General features: G+C 43.2%; 18 protein-coding genes. 10 read left to right on the forward strand and 8 right to left on the reverse strand.

Annotation, left to right across the window (positions count from 1 at the left end; translation table 11 throughout):
- Positions 1-309: 309 nt before the first annotated feature.
- The 8 genes from ACTHRG_RS20770 to dnaA all read right to left on the reverse strand — a co-directional run bounded on the left by ACTHRG_RS20770 (position 310) and on the right by dnaA (position 10,783).
- Positions 310-1,380, reverse strand: a complete 1,071-nt coding sequence (locus ACTHRG_RS20770) for an HD-GYP domain-containing protein (RefSeq protein ID WP_076262902.1) — start codon at positions 1,378-1,380, stop codon at positions 310-312.
- A 96-nt stretch (positions 1,381-1,476) separates the two neighbouring features.
- Positions 1,477-4,002, reverse strand: coding sequence for a DNA gyrase subunit A (gene gyrA, locus ACTHRG_RS20775; RefSeq protein WP_076262904.1), 2,526 nt, complete (start codon positions 4,000-4,002; stop codon positions 1,477-1,479).
- Between the two features lie 141 nt (positions 4,003-4,143).
- The gene (gene gyrB, locus ACTHRG_RS20780) at positions 4,144-6,066 is read right to left on the reverse strand and encodes a DNA topoisomerase (ATP-hydrolyzing) subunit B (protein WP_076262906.1); all 1,923 of its coding nucleotides are present in this window, start codon (positions 6,064-6,066) and stop codon (positions 4,144-4,146) included.
- 120 nt (positions 6,067-6,186) lie between these two features.
- Positions 6,187-6,435 carry an extracellular matrix regulator RemB gene (gene remB / locus ACTHRG_RS20785; protein WP_035328336.1) on the reverse strand — a complete coding sequence of 83 codons (249 nt, stop codon included), beginning with the start codon at positions 6,433-6,435 and terminating at the stop codon, positions 6,187-6,189.
- 9 nt (positions 6,436-6,444) lie between these two features.
- A complete protein-coding gene (gene recF / locus ACTHRG_RS20790) occupies positions 6,445-7,563 on the reverse strand; it encodes a DNA replication/repair protein RecF (RefSeq protein WP_440231885.1) in 1,119 nt (372 codons plus the stop codon).
- Between the two features lie 41 nt (positions 7,564-7,604).
- Positions 7,605-7,832 (reverse strand): S4 domain-containing protein YaaA, encoded by a 228-nt coding sequence (gene yaaA, locus ACTHRG_RS20795; RefSeq protein WP_274578479.1) that lies wholly within the window; start codon positions 7,830-7,832, stop codon positions 7,605-7,607.
- A 291-nt stretch (positions 7,833-8,123) separates the two neighbouring features.
- Positions 8,124-9,260 (reverse strand): DNA polymerase III subunit beta, encoded by a 1,137-nt coding sequence (gene dnaN / locus ACTHRG_RS20800; protein ID WP_076262910.1) that lies wholly within the window; start codon positions 9,258-9,260, stop codon positions 8,124-8,126.
- A 176-nt stretch (positions 9,261-9,436) separates the two neighbouring features.
- Positions 9,437-10,783: a chromosomal replication initiator protein DnaA gene (dnaA, locus tag ACTHRG_RS20805; protein WP_076262912.1), complete on the reverse strand. Its 1,347-nt coding sequence runs from the start codon at positions 10,781-10,783 to the stop codon at positions 9,437-9,439.
- 1,050 nt (positions 10,784-11,833) lie between these two features.
- On the opposite strand from dnaA, the gene rpmH reads away from it, so the two are divergent.
- From rpmH to ACTHRG_RS20855, 10 genes are all read left to right on the forward strand, one after another.
- Positions 11,834-11,968: a 50S ribosomal protein L34 gene (gene rpmH, locus ACTHRG_RS20810; RefSeq protein WP_019382473.1), complete on the forward strand. Its 135-nt coding sequence runs from the start codon at positions 11,834-11,836 to the stop codon at positions 11,966-11,968.
- A gap of 138 nt (positions 11,969-12,106) precedes the next feature.
- A complete protein-coding gene (gene rnpA / locus ACTHRG_RS20815; RefSeq protein WP_048010274.1) occupies positions 12,107-12,472 on the forward strand; it encodes a ribonuclease P protein component in 366 nt (121 codons plus the stop codon).
- Between the two features lie 141 nt (positions 12,473-12,613).
- Positions 12,614-13,399, forward strand: coding sequence for a YidC family membrane integrase SpoIIIJ (spoIIIJ, locus tag ACTHRG_RS20820; protein WP_035328319.1), 786 nt, complete (start codon positions 12,614-12,616; stop codon positions 13,397-13,399).
- Positions 13,396-14,022 carry an RNA-binding cell elongation regulator Jag/EloR gene (jag, locus tag ACTHRG_RS20825; protein WP_076262915.1) on the forward strand — a complete coding sequence of 209 codons (627 nt, stop codon included), beginning with the start codon at positions 13,396-13,398 and terminating at the stop codon, positions 14,020-14,022. Before spoIIIJ ends, jag begins: the two co-directional genes overlap by 4 nt.
- Before the next feature lie 340 nt (positions 14,023-14,362).
- Entirely contained in the window at positions 14,363-15,748 is a 1,386-nt protein-coding gene (gene mnmE, locus ACTHRG_RS20830) for a tRNA uridine-5-carboxymethylaminomethyl(34) synthesis GTPase MnmE (RefSeq protein ID WP_076262917.1), read from the forward strand.
- A 123-nt stretch (positions 15,749-15,871) separates the two neighbouring features.
- On the forward strand, positions 15,872-17,761 hold the full coding sequence (gene mnmG, locus ACTHRG_RS20835; RefSeq protein WP_076262920.1) for a tRNA uridine-5-carboxymethylaminomethyl(34) synthesis enzyme MnmG: 1,890 nt from the start codon (positions 15,872-15,874) through the stop codon (positions 17,759-17,761).
- Positions 17,762-17,804: 43 nt separating this feature from the next.
- Complete coding sequence (gene rsmG, locus ACTHRG_RS20840; protein ID WP_076262922.1) at positions 17,805-18,521, forward strand: 16S rRNA (guanine(527)-N(7))-methyltransferase RsmG; 717 nt, start codon at positions 17,805-17,807, stop codon at positions 18,519-18,521.
- A gap of 140 nt (positions 18,522-18,661) precedes the next feature.
- On the forward strand, positions 18,662-19,543 hold the full coding sequence (gene noc / locus ACTHRG_RS20845; RefSeq protein WP_076262924.1) for a nucleoid occlusion protein: 882 nt from the start codon (positions 18,662-18,664) through the stop codon (positions 19,541-19,543).
- A 378-nt stretch (positions 19,544-19,921) separates the two neighbouring features.
- Positions 19,922-20,683 (forward strand): ParA family protein, encoded by a 762-nt coding sequence (locus tag ACTHRG_RS20850; RefSeq protein ID WP_048010276.1) that lies wholly within the window; start codon positions 19,922-19,924, stop codon positions 20,681-20,683.
- Positions 20,676-21,521, forward strand: coding sequence for a ParB/RepB/Spo0J family partition protein (locus ACTHRG_RS20855; protein WP_076262926.1), 846 nt, complete (start codon positions 20,676-20,678; stop codon positions 21,519-21,521). The genes ACTHRG_RS20850 and ACTHRG_RS20855 overlap by 8 nt, the downstream gene beginning before the upstream one ends.
- Positions 21,522-21,566 lie beyond the last annotated feature (45 nt).

The raw sequence follows: 21,566 nt of genomic DNA on the forward strand, positions 1-21,566 counted from the left end.
GATCAAACTCTCCATATAAGAGTTGATTAAGCTCGAGTTGTCTTTTCGAAAAAGACTAATGATTTAAACGTTGACGTTTTGTTCGTTCAGTTTTCAAAGATCAATCTGCCGCTTTAGGCGACTTAATTAATATATCATTTCTGATAATCAATGTCAACAAGTTTTTTCTCATCAATTTGATGTTGTTTATCTCTTGCTGACTTGAATAAGTATACCAGCCCTTCTCTATTAATTGCAAGTACTTTTTAATAGAAACTTAATTTTTTTTAAAGTAAAGGAATTATATAAAAAAATGACCGCGGGATGCCGTCATTTTAATACTTCATCAATAAATATCTGGCGGTTTTTCTCTAAATGAATAATATCGCCGGTTTCTAAGAGTTTTACAAGGGGTCTCGTTGGTGATTTATCTTCTATAAAAAGGATTTCTGCAGTCTGGCCATCCGAGAGCTTCACCAGGCTGCCAATGGAAAAAGTCATGATGCCGGAGCCCAGCGCCTGGATGGATGGAATATCAAATTTGCCGAAGCTGTCCTGTATCAGCATTTCAAGCACCTTGAACGGGGATTGCTTCCTTCTGTAGAGCCTTTGGGAAGTCATGGCATGAAATGCATCCGCAACAGCAATGATTCGTCCAGCCTGATTGATTTTGCTGCTTTGTTCTCCAAACGGATAACCGCTGCCGTCCAGACGCTCATGATGCTGAATAATGCCGATCTTAGTGCTTTCTCTTAACAAAGAGATATTTTGAACCATTTTAAAACTGAGGGTCAAATGCTTTTTTATTTCTTCAAATTCCTCGGAGTTTAATGTAGTGCTTTTGTGCAGAATGGATGGGTTTATTTTAGCCATGCCAGCATCAGCCAGGCACCCTCCCAGGGCAAGCTGCACAACTTCTCCCTTATTAAAATTCAGTTTTTTTCCTATAAAGGCGCTGATCATTCCCACTGCTACTGAATGCTGGTATAAATAATCTTCATTTGTTGAAAGATGATGCAGCGAAAAGATAATGGAGGGATTTTTCTCCATTTTTTCAATCAGCGGAATCATAATATTTCTTATTTTGGCGATATCCACCGGAAGGCCTGATTGCCAGGATGTGAATTCCCTTTTGAAATGCTGAACGCCTTTTAGGAATGTATTAATATAACTTGATTCCACTTCAATTTCGGTTTCATCCATGTTTCCGGCAGAAGTCATTGACTTTCCGCTGACCATGGTAGTTTCAACTTCTGCTTCCTCAATCAGAAATATTTTCATAATATCCAGCAGTTCCTTCGTCAGCACTGTTTTCTTGCTGATAATAGGGCGATTCGTCAAACTGAAAACATCCTCCGATAAGATGCAGCCTTCTCTTAATTCCTGTATGGGTACACGCACTGTTACCACACTCCAAATGTGAGTCTTTTTTACTATTTTACATTATTTGGACAAAAAAAAGGAACACAAATCTGTGTTCCTCGAAATTTATTCCAGTTATTCTTCGCTATTATCGCCAGTTACTTCTTCTTCTGGAAGTGAATCCGCATCTTCAAGAGGCTTTGTTAATTCTTCATCATCTTTTTCCTCTTCTTTTTCAACTCTGGCTACAGTCGATACCGCTTCGCCTGCTTCTTCATTTATGCGGATGAGTCTGACACCCTGCGTGTTTCTTCCCATGGTGGAAATATCACTTACTGCCATACGGATCAGTACGCCGCCTGTTGTAATAAGCATAACGTCTTCTTCCCCTGTGACAGCTTTCATGGAAACAAGGCTTCCGTTCTTATCAGTGATGTTGCAGGTCTTGATTCCTTTACCGCCTCTGCCCTGAACACGGTATTCTTCGGCAGGAGTACGTTTCCCATAGCCGTTTTTGGTTACAATCAGGACTTGGCTGTCATCCTCAAGAACTTCCATGCCTACAACTTCATCGCCATTGCTTAGGTTAATTCCCTTAACACCAGTTGCCGTTCTTCCCATTGAACGGACATCTTCTTCAGGGAATCGGATCAGCATGCCATGGCTGGTTCCAATAATGATCTCCTTGCTGCCATCTGTCAGACGCACTGAAATTAATTCATCATCTTCTCGCAGATTTAAAGCAATTAAGCCATTATTGCGGATATTCGCAAAGGATGATAATGGTGAACGCTTGGAAATCCCCTGTTTAGTGGTAAAGAACAGGAACCAATCATCGGCAAATTCTTCAACAGGAATTATCGCATTTACCCATTCATCTTTGTCCACTCCAAGAAGGTTAATGATTGGAATCCCCTTCGCTGTACGGTTGAATTCAGGTATTTCATATCCTTTAGCGCGATAAACCTTTCCTTTGTTCGTAAAGAAAAGAATGGTATCGTGTGTGGATGTGGTAATGAGGTGTTCCACAAAATCATCCTCATTTGTTCCCATTCCCTGGATTCCCCGCCCTCCGCGTTTTTGGGCGCGGTAAGTCGAGACTGGAAGACGCTTAATGTATCCCTTATGAGTTAGTGTCAGGACAATATTCTCGCGTGGGATCAGGTCTTCGTCTTCAATGTTTTCGATGCCGCCTGCGACTATTTCAGTCCGGCGTTTATCGTTAAATCTTTCCTTGATCTCCGTTAATTCTTCACGGATGATTTCCAGTACTTTTTCTTCGTCAGCCAAAATAGCTTTTAATTCTGCAATTAGGGCCAGAAGGTTTGCATATTCTTCTTCAATCTTTTCACGCTCCAAGCCTGTCAGACGCTGCAAACGCATGTCCAGGATAGCCTGAGCCTGTTTTTCGGAAAGATTGAATTTGGTCATTAAGCCTTCTCGTGCAATATCAGTTGTCTGTGAGCTGCGGATCAGACTAATAACTTCATCAAGATGATCAAGGGCGATCCTTAAGCCTTCTAAAATATGTGCGCGGGCTTCTGCTTTTCTTAATTCAAATTGTGTCCGCCGGCGTATAACAACCTTTTGATGTTCTAAATAATACTCAAGACACTGCTTTAAATTCAGAACCTTAGGCTGTCCATTCACCAATGCCAGAATATTAATTCCAAAGCTTGTCTGAAGGGCAGTTTGTTTATAGAGATTATTTAATAATACACTTGCATTTGCGTCTCTTCTGACTTCAATGACAATTCGCATTCCATTACGGTCAGATTCATCACGCAGGTCGGTAATACCATCAATTTTCTTATCTCTGACAAGTTCCGCAATTTTTTCAATCAGCTTTGCTTTGTTAACCTGATATGGAATTTCATGTACAATAATGGTCTCTTTGCCATTGGCCTTTTCTTCAATATCTACTTTAGCACGCAAAGTAATTGAACCGCGGCCAGTTTCATAGGCTTTGCGGATTCCGGTTCTTCCTAAAATCATTCCGGCAGTCGGAAAGTCCGGTCCAGGGATGATATCCATTAGTTCCGGAATAGTCATTTCAGGGTCTTTGCTTATGGCTAGAACCCCATCAATTACTTCACCAAGCTGGTGGGGAGGAATATTAGTGGCCATCCCGACAGCGATTCCTGAGGTTCCATTGACCAGCAAATTAGGGAATCGGGCAGGCAATACGACCGGCTCCTTCTCTTCCCCATCATAGTTATCCTGATAATCAATGGTGTCTTTATTGATATCCCGTAAAAGCTCCATTGATATTTTGGACATACGTGCTTCTGTATAACGCATGGCAGCTGCAGAATCGCCATCCACTGAACCGAAGTTGCCGTGTCCATCAACCAGCATGTATCGATAGTTAAAGTCCTGTGCCATACGCACCATTGTTTCATAAACAGCAGAGTCACCATGCGGATGATACTTACCAATTACATCTCCGACGATACGAGCTGATTTTTTATAAGGCTTATCTGAATGCATGCCGAGATCATGCATCGCATAAAGAATGCGGCGATGCACCGGCTTTAAGCCATCACGTACATCCGGAAGGGCACGTGAAACAATTACACTCATGGCATAATCCAGGAATGATGAACGCATTTCCTGGCTAATGTTAATTTCTTTTATTTGGGACCTTGGCGTATCAGCCATATAAAGAACCTCCCTTTTTGAGGGACTTGGAATTTACCCATAGCCTCTTAATTTGTAAAACATTTATTAGATTATCGTTGTACTCAGAAAGTGACGCTTTCTTATGTAAAAGCAGGATAGTCATCCTATCCTGGCTTTTGATCATATATCTAAGTTTTTTACATATTGGGCGTTTTCTTCAATAAAGTTTCGGCGTGGTTCCACTTTATCGCCCATTAATATTTCAAACGTTTCATCTGCTTCAATGGCATCTTCAAGGCTCACCTGCAGCAGTGTTCTTGTTTCGGGATTCATCGTTGTCTCCCACAGCTGGCCTGGATTCATCTCGCCAAGACCCTTATAGCGCTGAACATTCGGCTTAGGCTGGCTGGACATGGTGCTCATAACTTCTTCAAGCTGGCGTTCATTATAGGCATATTCAATCTTCTTGCCCTGCTGTATTTTATACAGCGGCGGCTGAGCAATGTAAATATAGCCCGCTTCTAAAATTTGTCTCATATAACGGTAGAAGAAGGTTAATAATAATGTTCGAATATGGGCTCCATCCACATCGGCATCCGTCATGATCACTATCTTATGATATCTGGCTTTTGCAATATCAAAATCTTCGCCAATCCCTGTACCGGCTGCAGTAATCATAGCCCGCACTTCATTGTTGGAAAGAATTCGATCCAGCCGGGCTTTTTCAACGTTAAGGATTTTCCCTCTTAATGGCAGGATTGCCTGGAAGTGACGGTCACGTCCCTGTTTGGCTGAGCCGCCGGCAGAGTCACCCTCAACGATGTAAAGTTCCGATATGGAAGCATCTTTAGATGAGCAGTCGGCCAGTTTCCCCGGCAGGCTTGATACTTCCAAAGCACTCTTTCTTCTGGTCAGTTCACGGGCTTTCTTAGCTGCCAGTCTGGCACGTGCGGCCATTAATCCCTTTTCGACAATTTTCTTGGCTACCGATGGATTTTCCAGCAGGAACTTCTCAAGAGCTTCCGCAAAAATCGTATCAGTTGCAGTACGCACCTCTGAATTGCCAAGCTTCGTTTTAGTTTGTCCTTCAAACTGCGGGTCTGGATGCTTAACAGATACAATCGCCGTTAAACCTTCACGGACGTCTTCCCCAGAAAGGTTCGCATCATTATCTTTGAATAAACCGCTTTTTCTGGCGTAGTCATTAATGACCCTTGTTAGAGCGGTTTTAAACCCTGATTCATGTGTTCCGCCTTCATACGTATTAATGTTATTGGCAAAAGAATAAATATTGCTTGTGTAGCCATCATTATACTGAATGGAGACTTCAACTGTAATGCCTTCACGTTCTCCCTCAATATAAATGGGTTCTTCATGAAGAACTTCTTTCGTTCTATTCAAATGTTCAACGTACGATTTAATGCCGCCCTCGTACATATATTGATTTTTCTTATTTTCCTCACGTTTATCTTCAATCGTAATGGTTAATCCTCTATTCAGGAAAGCCAGCTCACGAATACGGTTTGCAAGGGTTTCATAATCATATTCAAGCGTTTCAGTGAAGATTTCGCTGTCCGGCTTAAAGTGGATGGTAGTTCCTGTGTGATCGGTTTCCCCAATCACTTCAAGATCAGCACTTGGAACGCCGCGCTCAAATTTCTGATAATGTTTCTTGCCGTCACGATGAACAAATACTTCCAGTTCAGTTGATAGCGCATTAACTACAGAAGCACCAACACCATGCAGACCTCCGGAAACCTTGTATCCGCCGCCTCCGAACTTACCGCCTGCATGAAGAACCGTCATAATGACTTCGACTGCCGGGCGCCCCATTTTTTCATGGATTCCGACTGGGATACCACGTCCGTTATCCACTACCGTTATACTATTATCCTTTTCGATAATCACATTGATTTCAGAACAATAGCCTGCCAGTGCTTCATCTATACTATTATCGACTATTTCCCAAACAAGATGGTGAAGCCCTTTGGCACTTGTTGAACCGATATACATTCCCGGACGCTTCCGAACCGCTTCCAGACCTTCCAGTACCTGTATCTGATTCTCATCATAGGATTGTTCCTGCACTGCCTTTTGCTCCATTGCCACATCGGTCACCTGCACTTTCTATTTCACTAATCTATAAAAAAGCCTGGCATATGAATGAGCCAAACTATATTTTTCACCAGACTTGCCTCTTTCCCTAATGGATCCGGCAGGTCTTTAAAATTCATGAACACTTAATTTATGGGATCGTTTTTTTAACGTGCCTGAGGATAGCGGAGAAAAATAGATCTTTTCTGTTGTGACGACCACAGATTTATAGGAACCCTTCGCGAGGTTCACAACTGACTCCTCCCGGCTCTCCTTATGCTCTTTTGCATACTCGGAAGCAAGGACTGTTTCTTTATCAATAATAGCGACAATATCCCTTGCCCGGACCAGCACATCTTCACCTATATGGATGTACATGCGATCACCTCACTGAATCTTCTTGATTCTCCCTGATTCCACATTGAACGCTACTGCTTCTTTAAGTGTCTGATGGTCTATCCCATCAACGCTTGTAGTAGTAACAAACGTCTGTACTTTTCCTTGAATGGTATTCAATAAATGGGACTGGCGATAATCGTCCAATTCCGAGAGGACGTCATCCAGCAGCAGAATGGGATATTCCCCAATCTCAGAATGGATCAGTTCGATTTCAGCAAGCTTGACCGATAGAGCCGTCGTCCTTTGCTGGCCCTGTGAACCGAATGTCTGTACATCGCGCCCATTCACATGAAAAATCAGGTCATCGCGATGCGGACCAAACATAGTGACGCCGCGGTCTATTTCCCTGTTTTTCACTTTTTCGAATTTATCCTGGTATACTTTAACCATTTTCGACAAATCTTGTACTTCTGATACCTCAGCAGAAGGCTTGTACTCAATTTTCAAGGTCTCAAGCCCTCTTGAAATTCCTTCATGGATCGGCTGTGCCCAATTCTCGAGGAGTCTGAGGAACTCGTAGCGCTTTGAAACAATCTTTGCAGCCATTTCAATGAATTGCTCTGTTAAAATCTCAAGCATGGTATGGTCGGTCTGCTTTTTGATCTGGAGCATTTTCAGATAGTGGTTGCGCTGCTGGAGGATTTTCTGATACTGGCTGATATCATGCAAATAGACAGGTGAAACCTGCCCAATCTCCATATCAATAAAACGACGCCTTACTTGAGGGCTCCCTTTCACTAGATGGAGATCTTCAGGCGCGAACATCACAACATTCATGTTGCCGACATACTGGCTTAATTTCTGCTGCTCTATATGATTACATTTGGCTTTTTTGCCTTTTTTGCTGATGACTAATTGCATGGGCAGGGATCCTTGCCTTTTTTGAACCCTTCCCTCTATTTTAGCATATTCCTGATCCCAGCGAATAAGATCTTTGTCATTTGATGTCCGATGTGACTTTGCCATTGCCAGCACATAGATCGATTCCATGACATTTGTCTTTCCCTGGGCATTCTCTCCCAAAATTACATTCACTTTATTTTCGAAATTGACTTCAAGCTCTTCGTAATTCCGGTAATTCTTTAACAGCAACTGCTCTATATGCATAGACGCTACATCCTTTAAAATATTAACGCTAAAAACGGCGTTTAGACGATCGTAAATTCACCGACATCCGGAATTTCGATTTTATCCCCGGTTCTTAGCTTTCTTCCCCGTCTTTGATCCTGCTCGCCGTTGACGAAGACTTCGTATTCACTCAGGAACCATTTGGCCATTCCGCCTGTTTGAATCACATCAGCGGCTTTTAAAAATTGGCCCAGCGTAATATATTCTGTATCAATTTGAATTTCCGTCATATTTTCACTCTTTCCCATTGTCCGACTTCCAGCGCTGCAGTTTTTTTCTGCACTTTGGCAAAACAATTTCAGAATGGTATCTAATATTCTATTTTACTAAATAAATCTCAGATACACAAAGAAAAGTCGCATGCAGCCCGTTATTTTCATTATTCCCCTGGTGTTGGCCAATATTCTGGCAGCTTTTAAGCTAATGCAAAGTGCCGGGAGCCTCCTCAACGCTCCAATCAACTCAGTTATTGAAAAATGGTTATGCATCAAAGATCAGCTATAAAAAAGTAAGCCGCCGGCTCAGCCGGCAGCTTTTTCTTAATAAGTTCTAACTGGAAGAATCAATTGGAGTATTGATTCATCGTTTAACGGTTTGATGATGAATGGTCTCATGGCGCCGGTGAAGCTGATGGTAATTTCAGAGCCTTCAAGCGCTTTTAGGGCATCCATCATGAATTTCGCGCTGAAGGAGATTTTTAAGTCTTCGCCTTCTACGGATTTGCTCTGCACTTCTTCGACTACTTTTCCGACTTCAGGAGTGTTGGATGAAATTTCGATTACTCCGCCATCGATTGTAGAAAGCTTGACCACATTGTTACGGCCTTCTTTTGCAAGTAAAGAGGCACGGTCAATAGCCTGCAGGAATTCTTTAGTATTGACGACCACATCTGTTTTGCTGTCTGAAGGGATCAGCCTGGATGTATCAGGATAATTCCCTTCAAGCAGCCTTGAGAAGAACAGCAGATGCTCGGCTTTAAAGAGAACCTGGTTTTCAGTAATAACGATATCGATTAAATCATTGTTGTCATCAAGAATTTTGCTTAATTCACTTAAGCTTTTTCCTGGAATAACCACATTGTAGGTTTCGCTGGCCGTTGTTTCGATCTGCGCTTTTCGTAAAGCCAATCTGTGGCTATCTGTTGCAATACAGGTTAATGTGCCGTTTTCCACCTTCCAGTTTACACCTGTCAAGATAGGGCGTGTTTCTGAGGTGGACACTGCAAAAACAGTTTGGCGAACCATTGCTTTTAATAGGTCCGTAGGAATCTTAAACATTTTTTCTTCTTCAATTTGAGGCAGGTGCGGGTATTCCTCAGCATCCAGACCATTAAGATTGAATTCAGATTTACCTGAGCGGATGACTGTCTGTAAATGGTTTTCCACGCTTATCTCCACGCTGTCAGTTGGAAGCTTTTTAACGATTTCACTGAAGAACTTCGCTTGGAGCACGATGGCACCAGGCTGTTTGATCTCAACAATTTCATTTCCGTCTTCTTCTTTAGGAATAAAAGATTCAATGGAAATATCAGAGTCGCTTCCCGTTAATGTAACTCCTTCTTCAGAAGCAACGATTTTAATCCCCGTTAAGATGGGAATAGTCGTTCTGCTTGTTACAGCTTTCATAACATCCTGGACGCTTTGGACCAGCTGGTCGCGCTGGATTATAAATCTCATTTTTTAAATCCTCCAAGCATATTTTAATGGCGTATTGAATATATATATTTTTTATAAAAAAATAGTAGAAGTACTAGTAGGGCCTGTTAGTATGTGGATAACTGCATTTTTTGAAAGGAAACACAGCCTATCCACATGTGGACAGACTGTGTGTAAGTTAGGTCAAGTTATACACATTATACCTTGAGCATTTCATTGATTTCTTTCAGCTGCTTTTCAAATTGTGAATCAGACTGAAGCATCTTTGATATTTTTTCATGGGCATGAATGACGGTCGTATGGTCCCTTCCGCCAAATTCCTCTCCTATTTTAGGCAGAGAAAAGTCGGTTAATTCCCGGGACAGGTACATGGCGATCTGACGGGGGAATGCGACAGACTTTGTCCGTTTCTTCGCCTTAAAATCCTCAAGCTTTACATTAAAATGTTCCCCAACCACCCTTTGGATTTCATGAATGGTAATGACCTTTGGCTTGGAGCTTGGAATAATATCCTTTAAAGCTTCTGCAGCAAGGTCGGCATTAATATCTTTATTTATTAAAGAGGAGTATGCTACTACACGAATCAGAGCACCCTCAAGCTCACGGATGTTGGAGTCAATCTGATTGGCAATATAAAGCATAACCTCATTAGGAATATCAAGTCCCTCCGCTTTGGCCTTTTTACGCAGTATGGCAATACGCGTTTCAAGGTCAGGAGGTGTAATATCAGTAATTAGTCCCCATTCAAATCTGGAGCGGAGACGGTCTTCCAGTGTCGGTATTTCTTTTGGAGGACGGTCACTTGAAATAATGATCTGCTTGCTTTCTTCATGCAATGTATTAAAAGTATGGAAAAATTCCTCCTGCGTCTGTTCTTTTCCAGCCAAAAACTGAATATCATCGATAAGAAGAACATCCACATTTCGATATTTATCGCGGAAATCGCCCGCTTTGTTATCTCGGATCGAGTTAATAAATTCGTTCGTAAATTTCTCGGAAGATAAGTATACGACTTTAGCTGATGGATTATGATCTAATACATAATGGCCGATTGCGTGCATAAGGTGAGTTTTTCCAAGTCCAACTCCCCCATAAATAAATAAAGGATTATATGCCTTCGCCGGTGCCTCTGCTACAGCAAGTGACGCTGCATGGGCGAATCGGTTTCCGGATCCGATGACAAACGTGTCGAATGTATACTTCGGGTTCAGCATCGTTAAAGGCAGTTCCGGCTGTTCTTCCTCTTGTCTTTTCTTTTTTGGCGGAAGAGGAAGATCGACTTCTTCTTCACTCTGATTTTGCGGAATGATGAATTTCACTCCTAATTCTTCACCGGTAATGTCATAAAGAATTCCGGAGATCAGCTGGGAATAACGCTCTTCAAGCCAGTCACGGGCAAACTCATTCGGGGCCTTAACGACTAAAGTGTCTCCCTGCAGAGAATGTGCCTTTGTCGACTTCAGCCATGTATCAAAACTGGGCTTGCTGATTTTTTTCTCGATATTGGCCAGAGCATTATTCCAAAGATCCGCAATGTTTTCCAATGATATCCCTCCTTTTCCATCTAAAATTGATATTTAAATTACGTTCAAGCTCAAATGCCTTTCTATGGACATCTCGGCTTTTTCTTTGTTTCGCGCCACAAAAACGATAGGTTACACACGCTGTATAACCCTGAAGTTTATAAATATACGAAACTGTTTATGTGGAAAATCATATAATAAGGAAGTAAAGTGGAATTTCGACAGTATCCACTGTCTGTGGACAAACTTTTACAAACCCCTTGGATAACCTGTCCACATGTTATCCACAATCTGTGGATAATGAAGATATGCACAATGATTTATTAAGTGTGAAAACACATTTATGATAACAGATAATACTTTTGACTGCAATGCTTTTTAAACCCTTATCCACAACATGCCCATCCCTGTTCATAAAAATTGTCCACAGCCTCTGGTTGTGTGCAAAACCTGTCAATATGTGATGTGGATAATAAAAAACTTGTCGAAATTTTATCCACAGCCCTTTTTTTGGGGGGAAATCTATTCCGATGAACTTGGAATGTAATTGCCCTTTTTAGCGGACAGATCATCCCGCGTCCGGAAAAATTTGCAGTCTCCTAGAAAAGCTTTTACAATGGATAAATGAGAAAAACGTGGAAAAATGAAATTTTAGGATGACATTCAGGCGAAAAGAAGGTAAACTTTCTGAGTGGGTTCTTTCAGATATGCAAAAAGAGAAAGAGCAGCAAAGAATTTTTTTATATTGTCGTACGTTGTTTTTTATATAAATCTCAACTGCTGAGTTGATTGGAGCGGAGGGTACTTGACTCCTGCGGGAAGTGAGGGATCGAGAGACCCCGCAGGCGAAGCCGAGGAGGCTCTCGTTACTCCCCGCGGAAAGCAAGTGCCCGCAGCGGAAATCAACGGACTAACTTTATAAGAAAAACAATTTATGAAAGAAAGAGCCAAAACGAATATTTTTGCCATTGAAGGCAGATTGACTTATATGCATAGTTGACAATTTTCTAGTTACATCTATATAATTAGAAAGACTGTCTTTAACAGCAATTCCTCAGGGAGGTGTCATATATGAAAAGAACTTATCAACCAAACAAGCGTAAAAGAAGCAAGGTTCATGGTTTCCGCAGCCGCATGAGCTCTCCGAACGGACGTAACGTTCTAGCTCGCCGCCGCCGCAAAGGAAGAAAAGTATTATCTGCTTAGGCCACTGAAACGTCAGTGGTCTTTTTTTCCATGTAAAGATAAATGTCTAAATTAGATAATAGTCCAGCTCCAGCGCCAGCCCCCTCAAGATGCAGGGGGTGACCCTAGGCGCTTGCGCTTTTCTGAGTAGGTGATGACATGAAAAAAGAGTTCCGTGTAAAAAAGAATAAAGAATTTCAAGAGGCCTTTAAAAAGGGAAAGTCATTCGCCAACCGCCAATTTGTCGTTTACATCTTGAGAAAAGAGGAGCAGAACCATTTTCGCATCGGGCTTTCTGTCAGCAAAAAAATTGGCAATGCCGTCATGAGGAACCAGATCAAAAGGTATATCCGCCAGGCATTTTTAGAACTGGAGGAAGAAATAAAGCCGCAATATGATCTGATCGTCATTGCGAGGAAACCGGTGGCAGAAATGGATTTTCATGAGGTGAAAAAGAGTCTGATCCATGTATTGAAGGTTTCGCGGGTTTTGAATAAACCGGGACTTGGAAATACTAAAAACTAATAATCGTTATCTATCTTTATTATGAAGCACTTCATTTTAAAAGATGTTAAAATAAGATACATATGAGCATGTCCCTCTGGCCGGGGGATGAGCAAATGAAATCCATACTATTATCAGGAGCAATTAAGGAGGAAAAAACGGTTGAAGAAACGAATATTCCTACTAATCGGTTTAGTGTTTGTGATGGCTCTTTTATCGGGCTGTACAGAAATCAACCAGCCGATTACGTCTGAAAGCAAAGGCTTTTGGAACGAGTATATTGTCTACCCGCTTTCGCTGTTTATTATTAAGGTAGCGGAATTTGCAGGCGGCAGCTATGGACTATCGATCATTATTGTGACGATCATTATCCGTCTGGTCATCCTGCCATTAATGATTAAACAAACGAGAAGTTCAAAAGCGATGCAGGCGATTCAGCCAGAAATGCAGAAGCTTCGTGAAAAATACAGCTCGAAAGACCAGAAAACCCAGCAGAAGCTGCAGCAGGAAACAATGGCTTTATTCCAAAAGCACGGCGTTAATCCGCTTGCAGGATGTTTCCCGCTAGTGATTCAAATGCCGATCCTGATCGGTTTCTACCATGCGATTACACGTACGCGCGAAATTGCAAACCACAATTTCCTTTGGTTTGACCTTGGTTCTCCGGATCCAATATACTTATTGCCTTTAATTGCAGGTGTGACAACGTTCATTCAGCAGAAAATGATGATGGCCGGCACTCAGCACACAGGGCAAATGGCTGCACAAATGAAAATGATGCTTTATCTAATGCCGATCATGATCGTTGTTTTTGCCATTAACTTCCCGGCAGCTCTTTCTTTATACTGGGTAGTGGGTAATATCTTCATGATCATTCAAACGTATTTCATTAAAGGTCCGGACCTGAAAGCTGCAGCGGCCGGAAATGCAGGAGGAGCCAAAAAGTGAAACAAGTAACTGCTACAGGACAGACCGTCAAGGAAGCAGTAGAGTCAGCTTTAGCTCAATTAAACACAACAGAAGACCGCTTAGAGATTACTATTGTTGATGAAGGTAAAAAAGGCGTTTTCGGGATTTTCGGATCCCGGCCGGCCGTGGTGAAAGCTGTTAAAAAGCCTGATCCGATTGAGGAAGCTGAAAAATTCCTCAAAGATGTCAGTGCAAAAATGGGCGTGCCCATCGAAATTGAAACATTGCGTGAGGGAAAAAATGTTCAATTTATCTTATCCGGCGAAAAGATTGCTCTTTTAATCGGAAAAAGAGGGCAAACACTCAATTCTCTCCAGTATTTGACACAGCTGGTCATCAACCGCTATGCCGAGCAGTACTTAAATGTGGTGGTCGATGCAGAGGATTACCGGAAAAGACGCCAGGATACCCTGATTCAACTGGCTGAAAGGCTTGCTCAAAAAGCTTTGAAGACGGGAAAAGAAATTGCGCTGGAACCTATGCCTTCCTATGAACGCAAAGTGATCCATACCGCTCTCGTAAATAATAAGCGAATCAAAACCTATTCTGATGGCAATGACCCGCACCGCCATATCGTCATTGCACCAGCCAGAACAAAGTAGCATTTCGCAAAATCCCAATCCATTCCGGATTGGGATTTTTTTGTCGTTCTTTGTCAGAGCCCCGCAAATTATTAAATCTCAATTGGTTTTATTGTTATTCACATGTGGATAAGTTAAAATAGAGCATATTAATTTATGAGACGTGTGGATAATTTTTTCGCTGGCTTCCATGAAACGGGGTGTTGATAAGTAACATGCTGAACTGATGGACAAGCCGGAAATGCGGGCTGATATGCTTTTCTAAAAAAAAGCCTTGTGATATTCTATTAATTTGGGGAATCGAAAGCAGGATTCATTTTTTATATAGATGGAAGTATGAAAGAAAAGAGAGGTGAATGAATTGGAATTCGATACAATCGCTGCGATATCTACGCCGATGGGAGAAGGAGCCATTGCCATTGTCCGCCTGAGCGGGGATCAGGCATTTGACATTGCGGACCTTCTTTTCAGAGGGGTAGGAGGCAAGCGGCTGAAGAATGTGGCGTCCCATACCATTCATTATGGACATATTGTTGACCCGAAAACTGAACAGATTGCTGAAGAAGTAATGGTTTCAGCCATGAAGGGACCGAAAACCTTTACGAAGGAAGATGTCATCGAAATCAACTGCCATGGCGGACTGGTTTCCGTGAATCGCGTGCTGCAGCTTCTGCTGAATAATGGTGCTAGGCTTGCTGAGCCGGGTGAATTTACAAAGCGTGCTTTCTTGAATGGACGGATTGATTTATCACAGGCAGAAGCGGTCATGGATCTGATTCGCGCCAAGACGGACCGGGCTATGAACATGGCACTTGGCCAGATGGAAGGAAGGCTGTCAAAGCTTATTCAGAAGCTTCGGCAGGAAATTCTGGAGATCCTGGCTCACGTGGAAGTCAATATCGACTATCCGGAATACGATGATGTCGAGGAAATGACCCATCATATGCTGATGGAGAAGGCTTCTTATGTAAAAAAGGAAATCGAAAAGCTCCTTCAAACCTCACAGCAGGGGAAAATACTGCGTGAAGGACTTTCCACGGTCATCGTCGGACGGCCAAACGTTGGGAAATCCTCCTTATTGAATAGCCTTGTTCACGAAAATAAAGCGATTGTGACTGATATACCGGGCACTACCCGTGATGTTATTGAAGAATATGTGAATGTCAGAGGAGTGCCGCTTCGTCTGGTGGATACAGCCGGCATTCGCGAAACGGAAGATATCGTAGAACGGATCGGTGTCGAAAAATCGAGGCAGGTATTAAAGGAAGCAGATTTAATTTTGCTCGTGCTCAATTACTCGGATGAATTGACGTCTGAGGATGAAAATATATTTAAAGCGGTCGAAGGCATGGATGTCATTGTGATTGTCAATAAAACCGACCTTGATCAAAAGATCGACATGAATCGTGTCCGCGAGCTTTCAAAGCATCATAAACTGGTTACAACCTCTTTATTGGAAGACCAGGGGGTCGACGATCTGGAGGAAGCCATTGCCTCTTTATTCTTTGCAGGCTCCATCGAAGCCGGGGATATGACGTATGTATCCAATACCCGCCATATTGCTCTATTGAATCAGGCGCAAAATGCCATTGATGAAGCGATGCAGGGGGTTGAGATGGGAACACCAATTGATATTGTGCAGATTGATTTGACAAGAACATGGGAGCTGCTTGGTGAAATTATTGGCGACAGCGTCCATGAAAGCCTGATTGACCAGTTATTCTCGCAGTTCTGTTTAGGAAAATAGATTAGAGCAGGCTGTGTCAGCTGACGCAGCGGAAATAGATTTTTTAACTTTTGCAATCGGCCGGTCCAGCCTCTGCTGAGCTTGGGTCTGTGCTTGCCTGATTGCAGCAAAGGAGGCCGCATCATGACATATGAAGCTGGAAGTTATGATGTCATAGTAGTCGGAGCCGGACACGCGGGTGTGGAAGCAGGTCTTGCTTCGGCCCGTCTCGGCGCAAAGACATTAATGATTACAATCAACCTGGATATGGTAGCCTTTATGCCATGTAACCCTTCAGTCGGGGGACCGGCAAAAGGAATCGTTGTAAGGGAAATCGATGCTCTTGGCGGAGAAATGGGCAAGAATATTGATAAAACGCATATTCAGATGCGTATGCTGAACACAGGAAAAGGCCCTGCCGTACGTGCATTAAGAGCACAGGCCGATAAGTTCACATATCAGCATGAAATGAAAAAAACACTGGAAAATGAACGGAATCTGACGCTTATTCAGGGAATGGTTGAACGTCTGATTGTTGAAGATGGGGAATGCAGGGGCGTTGTCACCCAGACAGGCGCCGTGTATCATTCAAAAGCTGTCGTCATTACGACCGGAACCTTCTTAAGGGGAGAAATCATCCTTGGTGAACTGAAGTACTCAAGCGGCCCTAATAACCAGCAGCCATCCATTAAGCTCTCAGAGCATCTGCAGGAGCTTGGCTTTGATCTGGTCCGTTTTAAAACTGGAACGCCGCCGCGCGTCAACAGCCATACCATTGATTACAGCAAAACGGAAATCCAGCCTGGCGATGATGTGCCCAGAGCTTTTTCCTATGAAACGACCAAGTATATTACAGACCAGCTCCCTTGCTGGCTGACATACACCAATGAAGAAACACATACACTGATCGACAATAATCTTCATCGCTCGCCAATGTACTCCGGCATGATCAAAGGAACAGGACCGCGCTATTGTCCGTCCATTGAAGATAAGGTTGTCCGCTTTAACGATAAGCCGCGCCATCAAATTTTCCTTGAGCCTGAAGGCCGAAATACTCAGGAAGTATATGTGCAGGGGCTTTCAACAAGCTTGCCTGAGGATGTGCAGCAGCAGATTCTCAGAACGATCCCTGGACTTGAAAAGGTGCAGATGATGCGTGCTGGCTATGCGATTGAATATGATTCCATCGTCCCAACGCAATTATGGCCGACACTGGAAACCAAAAAGGTGAAAAATCTCTACACAGCCGGCCAGATTAACGGGACATCCGGCTATGAAGAAGCTGCCGGACAGGGATTAATGGCAGGCATGAATGCCGGATTGAAATCGCTGGATAAGGAAGAAGTTATTTTAAGCCGATCAGATGCTTATATTGGCGTTCTGATTGATGACCTTGTAACCAAAGGAACGAACGAGCCTTACCGTCTGCTGACTTCAAGAGCGGAATACCGTCTGCTGCTTCGCCATGATAATGCCGACCTGCGTTTAACAGAGCTTGGCCGCAAAGTCGGTCTGATCAGTGAAGAACGCTATGAAAAATTCCAGCTGAAAAAGCAGGCAATAGAAGACGAAAAAGCACGTCTTAAAGGTATTATCATTAAGCCTACGTCTGACGTGCAGGAGTTGATCAAAAGCCAGGGCGGAAGCGAGCTGAAAGACGGCATCCGCGCCTCAGATTTGCTGAAGCGTCCGGAAATGACGTATGAGCATATCGGGCAGCTCGTTCCGGCTGAAACTGCGCTTGATCCGGATGTAACCGAGCAGGTGGAAATCCAGATCAAGTATGAGGGCTATATTGAGAAGTCCCTTCAGCAGGTAGATCGTCTGAAGAAAATGGAAAACAAAAAGGTCCCTGAAAACATCGATTATGATGATATTAATGGACTGGCTTCCGAAGCAAGACAAAAGCTGAAGGAAGTAAGGCCGCTATCTCTCGCACAGGCTTCACGAATTTCCGGAGTTAATCCTGCCGATATCTCCATTTTGCTTGTTTATTTAGAACAGGGGAGAATTGCACGGGTTTCAGCTGAGTAAAGAGGAAAATCCGATTATGTCAGAGAACGGAAAGGATTACTAAATGAATACCGAACAATTTACTGAAATGCTGGCGGCGAAGGGGATTGCCCTTTCGCCACAGCAATTGCAGCAATATGACACCTACTATTCCACCCTGGTGGAATGGAATGAAAAAATGAATTTAACAGCCATTACGGAAAAGGAAGATGTGTATTTAAAGCACTTCTATGACTCCATTAGCGCGGCTTTTTACTTTGACTTCAGCCAGCCGCTAAAGGTCTGTGATGTCGGAGCGGGGGCAGGCTTCCCGAGCATACCGATTAAAATTGCTTTTCCGGGTTTACATATTACGATCGTTGACTCTCTTAATAAGCGCATCGGTTTTCTGGAGCATCTGGCGAAGAAGCTGGAGCTTGAGAATGTACGCTTTATCCATGACCGTGCGGAAACTTTTGGCCAGAACAAGGAATATCGTGAGTCTTTTGATGTGGTGACCGCAAGAGCTGTTGCCAGATTATCCGTTTTAAGCGAGCTGTGTCTGCCTCTTGCTAAAACAGGAGGCACATTTGTGGCCATGAAGGGCGCCAGTGCTCAGGAAGAACTGGATGCCGGCAAAAAGGCCGTCTCGGTTCTGGGCGGAAGACTTGTGGATTCCCACACGTTCACTCTCCCTGAGGAAGAAAGTGAGCGCAATATTTTAATCATTAAAAAAGAAAAGAGCACTCCTAAAAAGTACCCGCGAAAGCCGGGGACACCCAATAAAACACCAATTGAATAGGGTGCGCAATTTGCCATTGTATGACATAATGGTGTAAACGTTTCGATTTTTCCAGATATTTATATTGCTGATATCCGGCAGGATTTGTCATGATGATAGAGAATATGTTATAGGGAGTTTCGTAAAGGTGGTGCAGGGTGATGAAGCATTCTTTCTCACGCTTTTTTGGCCTAGGCGAAAAGGGAGAACAAGTTACAGCGGAAAAACCAGCAGAAGAACAGCTGGATATTGAAGACTTAAGCGACAGAGAAGAAGTTAAGAAAATTCCTATTGATCAAATCGTCCCCAACCGTTTCCAGCCAAGAACGGTATTTGATGATGAAAAAATAGAAGAGCTTTCCCGGACGATCCATACACATGGAATCATCCAGCCAATCGTCGTACGGGAATTTGAGGATGGCCAGTTTGAAATCATAGCCGGTGAACGCAGATACCGTGCCATGAAAAAACTGGGCTGGGAAGAAGCTCCTGCTATTGTCAAAAATCTTAGCGATACCGAAACGGCTTCAGTAGCTTTAATTGAAAATCTTCAAAGGGAAGAATTGTCACCGATTGAAGAAGCTGTTGCCTATGGAAAACTTTTAGAGCTGCATAGCCTGACACAGGAGGCATTGGCACAGCGCCTTGGAAAAGGACAGTCAACCGTTGCCAACAAGCTTCGGCTGCTGAAATTGCCGCAGCCTGTCCAGGATGCATTGCTAAACAAATCAATTACAGAGCGGCATGCCCGTTCACTCATCCCGCTGAAGGACCCGGAGAAGCAGGTCGCCCTGCTGCAGGAGATTGTGGAAAAGAATCTCAATGTGAAGCAGACGGAAGACCGGGTTGTCAAAATTCTCGAACAGAAAAATCCAAAACCGAAGCCGAAACGAAAGGCTTTCAGCAAGGATATGAGAATTGCGGTCAACACGATCAGGCAATCTTTATCCATGGTTTCTGACAGCGGCATTAATCTTGATTCTGAAGAAGAAGAATTTGATGAATTTTATCAAATCACGATCAAGATTCCTAAAAAGAAATAAATTTTTACGCGAAAAATAAAGCGGGGGCTCCCTGTTTTATTTTTCGCGTTTTTTGTTTGAAAGATAAGAGAAAGCATATAATTTTTGAACTTTTATAACTGTCTAGCACCAGCGCCTACCCCCTCGAGGTCACAAGCCAATCCTCCCAAAAAGGCAAAGAACGCCTTTCCGGGAGGCTCGTCTTGTGCTTGTCGGGGGTGGGCAAGGCGCTTGCGCTTTTCTTGAAGGACGATAAAAAGACTATTAGAATCTTCTTATTTTTTACAAAAAATTATTCTGTCCTGTTTTTCGTGATAAAATAGACTACGTGATTTAATGATACGAATGAATTCGCAGATAGATAGATTGGAATATTGATAGATGAAAGCAGGTGACACTGTGGGCAAGATTATAGCTGTTGCGAACCAGAAAGGCGGAGTCGGCAAAACGACCTCTTCCGTCAATCTTGGCGCATGCCTGGCATACATAGGCAAGAAAGTGCTGCTGGTCGACATTGATCCGCAGGGCAATGCCACAAGCGGAATCGGCATTGAAAAAGCGGATGTCGATCATTGCATTTATGACGTCCTCGTGGATGATGTGGAAGCATCCAAGGTCATTAAACCTACGTCGGTAGAGAACTTATATGCCATTCCGGCAACCATTCAGCTGGCAGGCGCAGAAATTGAACTGGTGCCGACGATCTCACGTGAAGTCAGGTTAAAGAGGGCTCTTGAGGAAGTAAAGGCAAACTTTGATTATGTGATTATCGACTGTCCTCCTTCCCTTGGATTACTGACGATAAATTCGCTGACCGCTTCGGATGCCGTAATCATACCCGTGCAGTGCGAGTACTATGCACTGGAAGGGCTGAGCCAGCTTCTGAATACAGTTCGTCTTGTGCAGAAGCATCTGAACCATGATTTGAAAATCGAAGGCGTTCTGCTGACAATGCTGGATGCCCGTACAAATCTCGGCATTCAGGTCATTGAAGAAGTGAAAAAGTATTTTCAGGATAAAGTCTATAAAACAATCATCCCCCGCAATGTGCGGCTGGGAGAGGCTCCGAGCCATGGAGAACCTATCATTACTTATGATCCGAAGTCACGCGGAGCTGAAGTATATTTAGAACTGGCAAAGGAAGTGGTTTCAAATGGCTAAAGGTTTAGGAAAAGGTCTGAATGCTTTTTTCAATAATGCTGAAACCGAAAGTGAAGAAACCGTACAGGAAGTAAAAATAAAGGACATTCGTCCAAACCCTTATCAGCCGCGCAAGGTGTTTGAAAAGGAAGCCATCGAGGAGCTGAAGCAATCCATCCTTGAACATGGAATTCTGCAGCCGATCATCGTCCGCAAAAGCATCAAGGGCTATGAAATTGTAGTCGGGGAGCGCCGCTTCCGGGCAGCAAAAGAAGCTAACTTGGAGAAAGTTCCTGTTGTTGTAAGAGAACTGACTGAACAGCAGATGATGGAGCTCGCTGTTCTTGAGAATCTTCAGCGTGAAGACTTAACGCCGATTGAAGAAGCGGCTGCATACCAGCTGCTGATGGAGAAGCTCAAGGTGACACAAGAGGAATTGGCCAAGCGCCTGGGAAAAAGCAGGCCGCATATTGCCAACCATATTCGCCTGCTATCCCTTCCTCCGAAAATTCAAGGATTGATTTCAGACGGCAAAATTTCCATGGGACACGGAAGAGCGCTATTGGGGCTGCGAAAAAAAGAAAAACTGCAGGCGCTTGTTGAAAAAACGGTTAAAGACGGCTTAAATGTCCGACAGCTTGAACAGCTGATTCAGCAGCTGAACGATGTTTCACGTGAAACGAAAAAGCCGGCAGTTCAAAAGGATATCTTCATTAAGGAACGCGAATCCTCCCTCCGGGAACGATTCGGAACGACCGTCCATATAAAACAGTCCAAAAACAAAGGGAAAATTGAGATTGAATTTTTCTCAAAAGAAGATTTGGAACGTATTATGGAGCTTTTAGAAACACATCAGTAAGCCATCTTTATGATGGTTTATTTTTTTACAGGATTTTATAAAAAA

Source organism: Cytobacillus sp. SAFR-174, assembly GCF_051964675.1.
GTDB lineage: Bacteria > Bacillota > Bacilli > Bacillales > Cytobacillaceae > Cytobacillus.

Coding starts and splice junctions, on each gene's coding strand:
- rsmG (WP_076262922.1), top strand. CDS start 17,805: ATGAATACCGAACAATTTACTGAAATGCTGGCGGCGAAGGGGATTGCC.
- gyrA (WP_076262904.1), bottom strand. CDS start 4,002: ATGGCTGATACGCCAAGGTCCCAAATAAAAGAAATTAACATTAGCCAG.
- gyrB (WP_076262906.1), bottom strand. CDS start 6,066: ATGGAGCAAAAGGCAGTGCAGGAACAATCCTATGATGAGAATCAGATA.
- yaaA (WP_274578479.1), bottom strand. CDS start 7,832: ATGGGAAAGAGTGAAAATATGACGGAAATTCAAATTGATACAGAATAT.
- remB (WP_035328336.1), bottom strand. CDS start 6,435: ATGTACATCCATATAGGTGAAGATGTGCTGGTCCGGGCAAGGGATATT.
- ACTHRG_RS20855 (WP_076262926.1), top strand. CDS start 20,676: ATGGCTAAAGGTTTAGGAAAAGGTCTGAATGCTTTTTTCAATAATGCT.
- dnaN (WP_076262910.1), bottom strand. CDS start 9,260: ATGAGATTTATAATCCAGCGCGACCAGCTGGTCCAAAGCGTCCAGGAT.
- noc (WP_076262924.1), top strand. CDS start 18,662: ATGAAGCATTCTTTCTCACGCTTTTTTGGCCTAGGCGAAAAGGGAGAA.
- rpmH (WP_019382473.1), top strand. CDS start 11,834: ATGAAAAGAACTTATCAACCAAACAAGCGTAAAAGAAGCAAGGTTCAT.
- recF (WP_440231885.1), bottom strand. CDS start 7,563: ATGCATATAGAGCAGTTGCTGTTAAAGAATTACCGGAATTACGAAGAG.
- mnmG (WP_076262920.1), top strand. CDS start 15,872: ATGACATATGAAGCTGGAAGTTATGATGTCATAGTAGTCGGAGCCGGA.
- rnpA (WP_048010274.1), top strand. CDS start 12,107: ATGAAAAAAGAGTTCCGTGTAAAAAAGAATAAAGAATTTCAAGAGGCC.